Annotated in this window: 10 protein-coding genes and 1 pseudogene; 5 read left to right on the top strand and 6 right to left on the bottom strand. The window is 43.7% G+C overall.

The window, feature by feature from the left end; translation table 11 throughout:
- Positions 1-47: 47 nt before the first annotated feature.
- The gene (locus tag AC1MBV_RS06380) at positions 48-539 is read right to left on the bottom strand and encodes a DUF6431 domain-containing protein (protein WP_480948269.1); all 492 of its coding nucleotides are present in this window, start codon (positions 537-539) and stop codon (positions 48-50) included.
- A gap of 283 nt (positions 540-822) precedes the next feature.
- Here AC1MBV_RS06380 and AC1MBV_RS06375 point away from each other — a divergent pair.
- From AC1MBV_RS06375 to AC1MBV_RS06355, 5 genes and pseudogenes are all read left to right on the top strand, one after another.
- Positions 823-963: pseudogene (locus tag AC1MBV_RS06375) on the top strand (transposase family protein); the annotation flags it as partial.
- A 50-nt stretch (positions 964-1,013) separates the two neighbouring features.
- A complete protein-coding gene (tnpC, locus tag AC1MBV_RS06370; RefSeq protein WP_480947873.1) occupies positions 1,014-2,603 on the top strand; it encodes an IS66 family transposase in 1,590 nt (529 codons plus the stop codon).
- 80 nt (positions 2,604-2,683) lie between these two features.
- Positions 2,684-4,213, top strand: coding sequence for an IS21 family transposase (gene istA, locus AC1MBV_RS06365; RefSeq protein WP_480947872.1), 1,530 nt, complete (start codon positions 2,684-2,686; stop codon positions 4,211-4,213).
- The gene (gene istB, locus AC1MBV_RS06360) at positions 4,194-4,946 is read left to right on the top strand and encodes an IS21-like element helper ATPase IstB (protein ID WP_480947871.1); all 753 of its coding nucleotides are present in this window, start codon (positions 4,194-4,196) and stop codon (positions 4,944-4,946) included. The genes istA and istB overlap by 20 nt, the downstream gene beginning before the upstream one ends.
- On the top strand, positions 4,943-5,146 hold the full coding sequence (locus tag AC1MBV_RS06355; RefSeq protein ID WP_480947870.1) for a hypothetical protein: 204 nt from the start codon (positions 4,943-4,945) through the stop codon (positions 5,144-5,146). Before istB ends, AC1MBV_RS06355 begins: the two co-directional genes overlap by 4 nt.
- A 278-nt stretch (positions 5,147-5,424) precedes the next feature.
- On the opposite strand, the gene AC1MBV_RS06350 is transcribed toward AC1MBV_RS06355, so the two are convergent.
- The 5 genes from AC1MBV_RS06350 to AC1MBV_RS06330 all read right to left on the bottom strand — a co-directional run bounded on the left by AC1MBV_RS06350 (position 5,425) and on the right by AC1MBV_RS06330 (position 12,214).
- Positions 5,425-6,786, bottom strand: a complete 1,362-nt coding sequence (locus AC1MBV_RS06350; RefSeq protein WP_480947869.1) for an IS4 family transposase — start codon at positions 6,784-6,786, stop codon at positions 5,425-5,427.
- Between the two features lie 135 nt (positions 6,787-6,921).
- Positions 6,922-8,547 (bottom strand): ArnT family glycosyltransferase, encoded by a 1,626-nt coding sequence (locus AC1MBV_RS06345; RefSeq protein WP_480947868.1) that lies wholly within the window; start codon positions 8,545-8,547, stop codon positions 6,922-6,924.
- Positions 8,534-9,667: a glycosyltransferase gene (locus AC1MBV_RS06340; protein ID WP_480947867.1), complete on the bottom strand. Its 1,134-nt coding sequence runs from the start codon at positions 9,665-9,667 to the stop codon at positions 8,534-8,536. The genes AC1MBV_RS06345 and AC1MBV_RS06340 overlap by 14 nt, the downstream gene beginning before the upstream one ends.
- Positions 9,668-9,686: 19 nt before the next feature.
- Positions 9,687-11,999: a cyclic di-GMP-binding domain-containing protein, MshE-related gene (locus tag AC1MBV_RS06335; RefSeq protein ID WP_480947866.1), complete on the bottom strand. Its 2,313-nt coding sequence runs from the start codon at positions 11,997-11,999 to the stop codon at positions 9,687-9,689.
- Positions 11,996-12,214 (bottom strand): hypothetical protein, encoded by a 219-nt coding sequence (locus AC1MBV_RS06330; RefSeq protein ID WP_480947865.1) that lies wholly within the window; start codon positions 12,212-12,214, stop codon positions 11,996-11,998. The genes AC1MBV_RS06335 and AC1MBV_RS06330 overlap by 4 nt, the downstream gene beginning before the upstream one ends.
- Between the last annotated feature and the right edge of the window lie 98 nt (positions 12,215-12,312).

The raw sequence follows: 12,312 nt of genomic DNA, 5'->3' as shown, positions 1-12,312 counted from the left end.
ATTTTTCCTCTCCTTTTTAGGTCTTCATCATGAAGTTTAATCACGGGTCAGTCGGACAAAAATGCGGAACGGGTCTGTAGCCACAAATTCACATTTACAATCGGTTTGGTCATTTGCGACAGCCAACCTGGTCCATCGCCAAAGATCCGTCCAACACGTTCGAGTACGGTCAAAGAATCCTGGGACGGCGAATTCTCTGGGTCTATATCCAATTGAAAGCGAAGGTCAATGGAACGAAGACAAGCCAACCAATACTCAATAAAATCAAGGAACCAACGGTTCCAACGAAACAGAGTCGAATTATCCACAGCAACATCTACTGGATCAGATTGTGAAACTACCCTTTCAAAACAGCTGACTTCATAACGCTTATAAGGAAGCAGTAAATCAGGGAGTTCATGATGAATCGTGCAGCAGTCTGTGCAACGAAGGCGCCGGATCATTAGCGTTTTTTCGTCTCCGGTATCTCTTATGTATTTTCTTGGTCTACTGCCAATAACTTTAGTTCGTCCTCCGCAACAGGGACAAGGAGCCGTCACAGTACTCTTAACTGAAAACACCTGTTGAGTGCTTATCAACAAGCTTATAGTCTGATATAATGATCATATGGTTGATTTGTGGGGACATCTCTCGTGTAAGTGGTATTACACGGCTAAAGAGATGTCCTCTTTCCTTTCCAAAAAATAAATACCAGATCGATGTCCTACGGACATTATATCTGGCAATTATTGGACAGGCAATACCGTCAACTTTCGGCTATATTCAGGCATCAATAACAATCAAGTGAAGGTGTCCATTATTTGACGCTTACGTTTAGAAAAAGGAACCTTTCAATGGCCGAAGGCCAATGACTCAAGCCCTTCGTTACCCATCAATCGTCGTCAGCTCAACTGGCTGCTGGATGGTCTGTCCATTCAGCAGCGTCAGGCACACAAAGAAATCACCGCGCGCACCCTTCTCTGATTTCCAAAGAAATGAGAGACAGGGCGCGCGTCTTCGATTATAATAAAAAAATGGAAAACCGAACGGATTCAAACACACCCACAATTGAAGAACTGCGTGAGGAACGTGATGTGCTGAAGAAACAAAACGCCGAACTGACGCTCAAACTGAAGTGGTTTCAAGAACAATTCCGTCTCAGCCAAAAACGTCAATTCGGCGCTTCGAGCGAAAAGACGCATCCGGAACAATTGACGCTTCAACTATTCAATGAAGCAGAAAGCGAATCGGATCCGAACCTTCCCGAACCGACCGTTGAAACGATTACCTATAAACGCAAGAAAAGCCAAGGGCAGCGACAGGAAAAGCTGGAAAATCTCCCCGTTGAAGTGATTGATTATGACTTACCTGAGGCCGAACAGATCTGTTCCTGCTGCGGAGGAGCTTTACATGAAATGTCCACTGAAGTTCGCGAAGAACTGAAAATCATTCCTGCACAGGTTAAGGTCATCAAACATGTTCGTCACACGTATACCTGTCGGCATTGTGAACGGGAAGCCATACAAACGCCGATTGTCACTGCGAAAGCGCCAAAAGCTGTTTTTCCCAAGAGCTTAGCGTCACCTTCGGCGATGGCCTATGTGATGTGTCAAAAATATTTGGACGCTCAGCCGTTATACCGTCAGGAGCAACAATTGAAGCGTCTGGGTGTCACCTTGTCCCGGCAAACACTGGCCAATTGGATGCTTCATGGAGCTGAACATTGGCTCCGCCTTATCTATGATCGGATGAAGACGCACTTGGTTGCCCGTGACCTTCTGCATGCAGATGAAACCACGCTTCAAGTGTTGAAAGAACCTGGGCGATCGGCTTCATCGAAGTCGTATCTCTGGCTGTATCGGACGGGACGTGAAGAACCGGGAATTATTCTTTATGATTACCAAACGACACGTGCTGCCAAGCATCCGATGAAATTTTTGGAAGACTTCAAGGGTTATCTGCAGGTGGATGGTTATGCGGGGTATCAGCAACTCAAAAATGTAATTCTTGCCGGATGTTGGGCTCACGCGCGAAGAAAATTCAGTGACGCATTAAGTGCGTTGCCTGAATCCGCCAAGGAATCCGCAGTCATCGCCAAAGAAGGACTCGCTTATTGTAATCAGCTTTTTAAAATGGAACAGGATCTCAAAAAAAGCAAGGCTTCCGATGATGAACGCTATCACGTACGACAAAGTCAAAGCAAACCCATCGTTGAGGCTTTTTCAGTATGGCTTCAAAAACAAGCACCTAAGGTGCTGCCGAAAACCGCCTTAGGATTAGCAATCAAATACTGTCGTGGGCAGTGGGAAAAGCTGACGGTGTTCCTACAAGATGGGCGACTAGAATTAGATAATAACCGAGGCGAACGTTCCATCAAGCCTTTTGTGATCGGAAGAAAGAATTGGTTATTCTCAAACACGCCACGTGGAGCTAAATCAAGCGCAACGATCTATAGTATCATCGAAACCGCTAAGGAAAACGGGCTAGTCCCGTTTCAATACCTCATTTATTTATTTGAGCAACTGCCCAATCTTGAAGAACAGACCGAGGAGGCACTCGATCAGCTGCTTCCTTGGTCCTCAAGTCTTCCGGAAAACTGCAAATTATCTTCCCAACAATCATAAATCAAGCCCACATCTTTGACTAGGTGTGGGCTATTTGACGCTTACTTTCTATGACAATCCACTATCGAAGGATCCTGGAGTTGCACGGCCAGAAACACAGCCAGCGTAGTATCGCAGCAAGCACGGGAAATTCAAGAGCCAAGATCGGTGACACCATTCACCGGGCAGAGGCGATGGGCATACGACCACCGTTTGATTCAACGGTCAGTGACGATGATCTGGCACGGCGACTCTTTCCCGAACTGAGGCCGGAAGCGAAAGGACGCGAAGCGCCCAACTATGAATACCTGCACAAGGAACTCGCCAAGCCTAATGTCACCTTGACCTTGCTTTATTACGAGTATGAGGCAAGCTGTCGGCAATCCGGTACCGCACCCTACTCATACCGAACGTTCTGCCGCAACTACACGGAGTATGCACAAAAATTCAAAGCCACAATGCGGATTAGACGTAAACCGGGCGAGATCATGGAGGTCGATTGGGCTGGATCGACCCTAAAGTTGATTGATCGAGACACAGGCGAGTTCGTCAAAGCGTACCTGTTTCTTGCGACATTGCCCAGCAGCCAGTATAGCTACTGTGAGGCGTGTCTGACGATGAAAACCGAAGACTGGATTCGCGCACATGTTCACGCCTACGCATTCTTTGGCGGGGTAACCGAGGTATTAGTGCCGGATAATCTAAAAGTCGGTGTCATAAAACACAAGGACTACGAGGTCATTTTGAATCCCGTTTACCGTGATTTAGCGGAACATTACGGCACAGTGATTGTCCCCGCACGCGTAAAGGCGCCGCGTGACAAAGCCTCTATCGAAGGGACCGTCAACGCCCTTTCAACATGGGTCATTGCGGCATTACGCCATGAGCAATTCTTCACTCTTGAGGAACTCAATAAAGCCGTCGAGTTGAAGTTGGCAGAATTCAATCGACGGCCGTTTACGAAAAAATATAAGGTAGGCAATCGGGAAGAAGGCTTTGAACGAGAGGAACAATTTGCCCTCAAACCTTTACCTCAATCCCCTTTTCAGATGGCAGCCTGGCGGACTGCCACCGTCCAACCAGATTATCATATTCTGGTCGAAGGGATGTTTTACTCCGTTCCCTTTCAGTATATCAGTAGTCGTGTCGATATTCGACTTACCAGTGATCTCGTCGAGATCTTCTTCAAAGATATTCGTTTGGCTTCGCACTGTCGTCGCTATGGTCACCCCGGGCAGTTTGGAACCTTATCGGAGCATATGCCTGAGAGTCATCAGCTCTACCTATCGCATACACCAGAAACCAGTCGTGAGTGGGCAATGAAAGTTGGGCCTGCCACCATGCAGGTTGTTGAGTATCTCCTGACTTCTTCAAGAGCCGAGCGTCAAGCCTTAAATGCGACGTTGCGGCTCAAAAAATTGGCGCAGAAATACAATGTAAATGAAATCGAACAGGCATGTACGGATGTCATGCGTGTTGCCAAAGCGCCAACAGTCAGAGTGATTGAGCGGATGCTCATCAATCAAAAAAAGAAGCAGCAACCGCAAGCACAACAAGAACAAAATGACTTCGGCTTCACCCGTGGCGCCGACTACTTTGGGGGGATGACTCATGAATCAAGAAACGACTAGAAAACTCTATGAAATGCGCCTCAGCGCCATGGTGGAGGCCATCAATGCCCAAGAAACGAACGAGAACTGCCGGGGCATGAGTTTCAACGACCGTTTTGAACTGTTAGTCGATACAGCTTATGCGGCTCGGCAGTCGAATAAATTAGAGCGTCTCATCAAGCAAGCTGGTTTTAAAACGATCGAACCTTCGATCACCAACATTGACTATCTTCCTGATCGACAACTGGATCAACAACTGATCACACGACTCGCCTCGGGAAACTATATTAAGGAGCATCACAACATCATCATTATGGGAGCCTCTGGTAATGGCAAAACGTGGCTTGCGACGGCATTAGGCATTGAGGCCTGTCGTCAATTTCTCAAGGTCAAGTACGTGCGTTTACCTGAAGTGTTAGATGATCTTTTAATTGCCAAGAATGAGGCTAATGGTGATTTTCGTCGGATCCTTGAACGGTATCGAAAAATTGATCTTTTGATCATTGATGAATGGCTGCTGACCGATCTGTCGCTAGAGCAATCGACCTTCATTCTGGAACTGATCGAGCGACGATTACACCGAACGTCAACGATCTTCTGTTCTCAGTTTGAACCGAAGGGGTGGCACAGTAAGCTCGGTAATGCCCAGATCGCCGATGCCATCCTGGATCGGATCGTTCATGATTCCTATTCGATCGTGATTGATGGCAGCAAATCCATGCGAGAACGTTATGGTATCGGGGGTGCTCGATGATCCCGGAGGAAGTCAAGTACCGCCTAGCTGTCTATTATTTCATGCGAGATATGGAGGAAGACTTTGAGAACCGTCTTTCTGGCATGTTGATCGATGCCATTTTTAAAAGCAACGAAACGATCAGTAATGATGAGCTCGTTAAAATCGGCATTAAGTTAATCGATGACTATCTCGATCATTGCCGGACAGACGACGAATGATTGTATAAACAAAGGCCAGGAGAGATAAGCCGATTGATGGCTTGCCTTCCTGGCCTATTTTCCGGCAGAAGGTGGCTCATTTTGTGGCAGAGAACGGCCTATTTTTTGGCCCGAGTGGCCTATTCCGATGGCTGCCTTCACCCGTTTCATTTTTCTCGGAATCCCCGGGTACCGATACCGATGAACTAAAGGTACATGGCCTTAACTGATCCATCCATTAAGTGTAACCTATCTAGCATTTTCTATTGGGCTTATTGTTCAAGTGTTTATTAATTTTCTCAACTTTCGCACCCTAATTTGGGCAGATAAACCTTGATATAGTTGGGTAAGCTCTCAATCCATTGTGTCAGTTGACAAGTAACCCATCTTTTGATTGATTTTTTTGTTTTTGTTAGGGCGTCATGAAGAATATCCATGAGCTGCGTCAGTGCTACAGCCCAATCCAGTTCATTCATTTCGTCACAGAGTTCATAAAACATACCACCAAGGGTTCGATTATCTGTACTGCAACGGTTTTGCCAAGACAGAAGAATAAACCTTGTAAAGACAATGGTTGTGTGGCTAATCAGCAGATCGTACGATCTGCCCTGGAACTCTTTTTGAAGCTTAAGAAATGACTTCGTTGCTTTAAAAAATAATTCAATGTCCCATCTCATGCCGTACGTACGAATGATTTCCCGTTCTGTAAGTGTGCAGTCGGTACTTAAGATGGCTAGCCATTCACTTTGTTTATTGCGGTTTTGAACGAACACAACTTTGACCGGGACTCCATTAGCCATTGTGGTACGAATAGAACGTAAAATTTCTTTGTGACTGGTTACGGGCTTCGACAGTCGATACAGCGTTCTTAATCCAACCCATTGAGAGCCTACTCGATAGCGCTGATTCGTTGGTTTCACCATACCAATAACATCGATACCTTGATCGGTCAAAGCCTTGATCAAAGGTTGTTGGGTAAACCAGCTGTCCATCAGAACATAGGACGCATCAATTCCGTTCGACAAGGCTCGTTTAACCATGCCAGGTATTTGTTCAGGTGCTGTTTGTAAAGCTTCAATTCGCCTTTTATAGCCGGAACAACGCTTATCAATCGTCGAATCGATATCGTTAATTTTTGCCTTTTCTTTGCTTGAACTAAGGAGTGAAAAATCAATGGGCAGGAACGTTGATCCGTCTGACCATCCCAATGTCAGCATACGAAATCCTTTGTAGTGTCTTCTCTTGGCATGGTCAAAACAATGAGCCAAAAGTTCGACGCGCTTACTGCGGTCGCGATAAAAAGATGAATCATCCAGAATGAGTACTTTAGTGTGGCAGACGCTCGTCAAACGGCTGACTTTCATAATTGTGAATACACTTAATGCAGTCAGGAAGCGGCGCCAGGCAAACTTCGGGTAGTTTAAAAAACGATAAACAGCATCCTTGCCTGGTAAGTCATCAGCTTTATTACTCTCCAGTAAACGATACCAATTTCTTTGGGTAAAGATCAGGCGAAAAATAAGCTGGAAAAGATAACCACTGGAAAAGCCGAAGGCTTTTTGAATTCCTGCCTGACGTAAATGTTTTAGAATCTTCAACTCATTAAAATTCACTTTTATTTCTGATGGCAGTTGATTATTTTGACCTTTTTTCGCTATCATATAGAGGGCACCTCTTCTTTTTGGTAGTGTATTTCGTCAAAATCACTATACCAAAAATTGAGGTGTCTTTCTATTTTGTCAAGGAGTGTAATGAATAGGCTACAAGCACGTTATATCAAGGGCTATTTCGGATTTTTACTCTGCGAAAGTTGAGTAATTTTCATTCTGTTTTTTCACCACTTGGTACAACCGCCACTGATCACCATAGGTTTTATATAACCGGGCAAAGCTCGCACCTTTGGTGTAGAAGTTCTTATACCGTACACTAACGGCATTAAGTGCGGCTACTCCTTCTGGTTTCGGCACGAGAATATAAGTTACTTTTTCACCAACCGGATTGTTTAGCCTCCGTTTAAAGTCAAGATCGCTGGTAATGATCAGCTGCTTGGTTTGCTTCATATCGAGAATGATTTGAAAACCGTTAAATGAATCAACGAGTAGTGAAGCGTGTTTGTTCTTACTCACAAGCTGATCAAGATCCATGGCAATACGCATGGATTGTCTGTTGCTGGTGTAGGTGGAACTCTGTTTGAAATGGATCGCTTGATGCTCTTCCGGCGACAGACGCTCATCGTTCATTGCATAACCGGTGACATAGGCAGATGCACTTAAGAAGATCAGTGTGACACATCCGCCCAGAAAATAAAGATGGTTCACTTGCTCTTTGAGCTTTTGCAATTCATAGGGCAGCCAGGCGACGGTAATCACAAAAGGGTAGACGAAAAAGCGTAGCCATCCGTATGAAGCTCCTTTATATAGCATATAGATCTGCATCAATGGAATGGATAACACGATCATGAGTAAGCAAAGAAAGTCTGCGTGGAATAACTTGTGTCTCATGATTCGAATGATCAGGATAGCAAGAAAGAGCAAAAGGAATGGTATGCTTCTTTCAAACACGAATAACAATGTATTGCCAAAATGATTGATGACTGGGCCGATAATTGGATTTTTACTTAATCCTTCAGATTGTGCGAGATTGGAATAGTTCGATCGTAAAAAGAACAGGCCGTCGCCCATAATGGACCAATTCAACCCAATCCAGATGAGACCGGTATAAATGGCCGGAAGGAGAGCAAGCCATTCTGTTGCTTCCCACTTATTGTAGGTGAATGCTGCTTCATAGTCTGCTGTTTCGTCTTTCTTTCGTTTATTCCAGATGATGATAGAAAGAGACAGTGCTAAGGCAAGACCAAATAAAATTGATTCGTATCGAGTGAGAAAAGCAAGTGCCAAAGCAAACCCGACCATGATCATCGAGGTGACGCTACGTTTTTCATCCAACCAATCAGTGAACGCAATGACGCAAAATATAATAAAATAGATGAAGAGCATTTCGCTCATGCCATTTGATCCATAGAGAAAAATAAACGGATTAAGGGAGAATAGCAGCACTATTGCTAAGCTAAATAGGAACGGTTGTTTTCTTCTTAGCAAAGATTTAAAAATCAGAACGGCACTGAACGATGCAAATAATGCCGTCAGAATAATTCCCGCAATTCCTTCGGACGCAAGGACTTTGCACCAAGGACTCATCAATAGAATTGGGAGCATGAGCAAGCTTGGTAATGGGTTCCAAACGAAACCTATAGCTCCTAGATGAGGATTTCTGCTAAATAAGACATAGTAGGCATTTGCGACACGGCTGACAGCATCACCGGGGACAAAGTGATTCCAATGTGCCATCCAAATGCCAAAGCAGAGCTCCAAAATAATTAAAATTAGGCCAAAATAATAGGGTACGTACTTATTTTTGAACATGCTGCGTTATCGTCTCCATTGTATTTGCTGGTTGAATCGTCTTTTTCGAGGCAAAGGTCCAGCGATCATTTACAATGTAATTCCAAATGACACCGGTCACGATTCCCAATAATCCGCTCAACATCGCATGAAAATGACTGATATAGTAGAGAAGGGACAGGAAGCCGCTTGAAATGCAGAGACCGCCTACGGAGACCGTCGCATAACGAATAAATTGAATCATCCGTCCATTCGCCTGGTGTAGCACCCTCGATTTCCACGTTAAGGTACTATTTAAAAGATAATTTGAAATGAGACTGACAATAGAAGATAGAATAAAGGCAATGACAACCGGGCTGCCAACGAGAAGCATTAATTTATAAATAGCCAGATTCACAATCACACCGCTAAGTCCAATGGTGCAAAAGGAAAAGAAGCGGCGATCCTCTTCACTGATCATAACCAAGCGTCCGAGGTGAATTAAGTAGCGCAATTGCTCCGTGCTGCTCATTTTTGAGCTACCCAAGTCGCGCGCATGGAATTGATAAGGAATCTCTGTGATTGACGTGATATTGGCACGGACAATCAGTTCAATCATGACCTTCCAACCAATGGGATGGTACACATTATTTTGTAGCGCTGATTTTTTTACAGCAAAGAATCCACTTGTTGGATCGGAAATTTTTCGGAGCCTTTTTAATGCGATACGTGCAATTATTCTTGCTGTCCATGACACAAATTTCCGATAAAGATTAAGTCCGCCATCGCTTCCTCCGGGGACAAACCGTGAAGGAATCACCATTTGAAAACCGTCGTTAAGCTTATCAATCATTGCCGGAATCAGTTCAGGCGGATGCTGAAGATCGGCATCCATCACAACCAGTAGATCCCCTTGTGCAAATTTAAGCCCATCAGTCACTGCGGTCGCCAATCCGCGCTGACTTGTTCGGTGGATATAGTGAACATATGTTGTCTTTTGGCTTAGTTGATCAAGTATTTTTGGCGTGTTGTCTGTACTGTCGTCTATAAATAAAATTTCAAAGGTCTTCCCGGTCGATTGCAGAACCTCCTGAAGACGATTTGTTATGATCTGAACATTATTTGCTTCATTAAAAGTTGGCACGATTACGCTAATATCCATAGTGACTTCCCCCCCTTTATTACATACTGCTTGTTTTTGTTGTATCGTAACGTTCTTGATCAAATCCGTGCTCAGTCTTCTCCCAATAAAAAGGTTTTCTGATTAATTGCCAAAGTGCTTTTATTGAAGCGATACTCATCATTGCCCAATAGATTGGAGTGAGTAATGCATATCTTACGAGACTGTACGAAAGCCATGTTTCCCTCTTTCGGTGCAGCTTATGTACGACCCAGTAGGTACCTGCGATATTTGTATAAATAAACAAAAAATTACCGAGAATCAGTTGGATAGCCGCCAAATAATAGATCACTCCTGGAAAGAAGGCGGGTATCCAACCGGCATGTGTCAAATACCACAGAACCAGTAGGGACCAGAAAATGGGATTCAGCATCGGCAAGAGCGGTGATGACAGAAGCATAAACTGAGCTCCCCAGAAGCCTTTGATCCCAAGCTCACGATGGAGTCTAATGGGATGGCGCATATGCACGAGCCAAGTTTGCATATAGCCCTTAATCCAGCGCGACCGTTGATGAATCCAGTTTCTGAATTTGCTGTTCGCTTCCTCCAACGTTCGCGAATCCACAACTTTGGTTGTATAGTTTTGCTTATAAAGACGTATACCGAGATCGGCATCCTCTGTGACGTTATAAGGATCCCATGCGCCGAGCTTTTTGAGCACATCTGTTTTAAAGTGATTAGATGTTCCGCCGAGCGGAATGGGAATGTTAATCTGCATAATGCCGGGAAGCAGCAATTCAAACCAATTACTGTATTCTTGGGTGAAAAATCGAGTGAGTAGATTCTGTTTACTATTAAAGTAGTTTAGCTTGGCTTGAATACAAGCAGTGTTATCGGGACTTTGCTGAAAGGCGAGAAAGACCTTTTTTAACTGATCTGGATCGGGCCGATCTTCAGCATCATAAATGACTACGTACTTTCCACGTGCACGAATCAACCCATAATTGCATGCCTTCGGCTTGGTCTTCGGCTGACCGTCTGGGATGATAATCATCTGGAAATAGTACGGCAGATGTAGCGATTGAACCACTTCTTGAGCTTCCACATCATCCTTTTCAATGAGCAGACGAATGTCCAATTTATTCTTGGGATAGTCTAGTTGGTTCAAATTTTGGACTAATTGCGGAATGACCTTACTTTCCTTATACATGGGAACTAAAATCGTGTATATTGGAAGCTCTCGTTCATCAATGTTCTGAATTTGCTTCCTGTTGAACCGGACTTGCGCCTTCTCCTTTGTGCCATAAAGAATCATGATAAATTTTGTGACGGTCATCGAAAAATACATTAACTGAATGATGATATTGATGATCACCAGTGTGTAAAACCAATTCCATAGCAAAGCGGCAGCGATGGTGATTCCAATCACAACCATACTAAGTATCTGTGTAAACGTGAATGTCTGACTGGCAGAATTCTCCGGTTGTTCGTTCTTTAATTTTTCGGTACTCTCGTGGAGCAATTCTGCTTGATAGACTTGTTCCCAGAGAAGTTCCATTTCCCATGGGGATGCAATAACTTGCGTAATCGGTGCATCAACAATTGTAGTCAGCTGTTGCATGTCTTCATTATTGAGCATTGATTCAACGGCAATGATGCATTGATCAACCGATTGTCGAATCACAACAGCTTTAAATTGTCGTGCAATCATTTCAGGAAGTTTAGCCTTGATCGCATCATTTTTGTCATATGTCATGAGCCTCCCCGTTTGACTTTGGGAAGCAAGTGCTTCTGTAAGCTGATTGGGTGTGATCATGTTCATTGAGATTAGAATTTCTCCAATATCTCCGCCTACTGTTCCTTGAAGATGCAGCGCCTTCTCTAGCTCATCACGCTGCAGATACCCTGCACGTACCAGTTGTTCACCTAGTAAGAGGCGTTGGAACGAATGGTTAATAATATCCTGTAGTTGGTGGCGACTTATATAACCTAGACGAACGAGTATATCCCCAAGCCGGCCACCATGAATCTGTTGTTCATTTAAACTCTTATTTAATTGCTTGGCATTGATCATACCTAAGAGCATGAGACGTTCTCCAATACGCAATTGTGAGAAAGGAGCATCATCATGATTATCTTTTTCTTGAATCTGCCGTTTTATCGATGCCCATTTATGTGAATCTTCATGTAATTTTTTTTCAATTCGTTCATAAGAAGCAGCAATTTCTTGCCGCTGTTTTTCTAAAAGATTATTCAGTCTTTGCTGTTCTTCGGTATTTTCATTGAAAAAGTGCTGAATTTTCTTTGCTTTTGAAGCAATTTCTTCTTCAAGTCTCGAGAATTGATCATTTTCTTTCCAATTGAGTAGTTTCATTTTGCGACATCCTTCGGAAAGTACTTAATTTCCTTTTCAATGTGATCGAGATGCTCTTGTATGATCCGTAGTTTCTTTATATCTTCCTCATACTGAGCACGAATGCGGTTCCGTTCATTTATGATGGCTAGAATCTGGATGTCAAGTTGTTTGTTGTCATTCTGTAACTTTGAAATGATTGCTCGTCTTGATCCGGTCAATACATTAACTAACAATGATTTTCCCCCCCGGTACTAATCTTTTTAATAGAAAATGTCATAATTTTAGTTAGCTTTATATTACTCTGAAAAAATAGACAAAAACTGAACAAAAT

The organism is Sporolactobacillus sp. PKPK-6 (genome assembly GCF_056678885.1).
The sequence above is the reverse complement of the archived record's forward strand: the minus strand, read 5'-3'. Positions and strand labels throughout refer to the sequence as shown.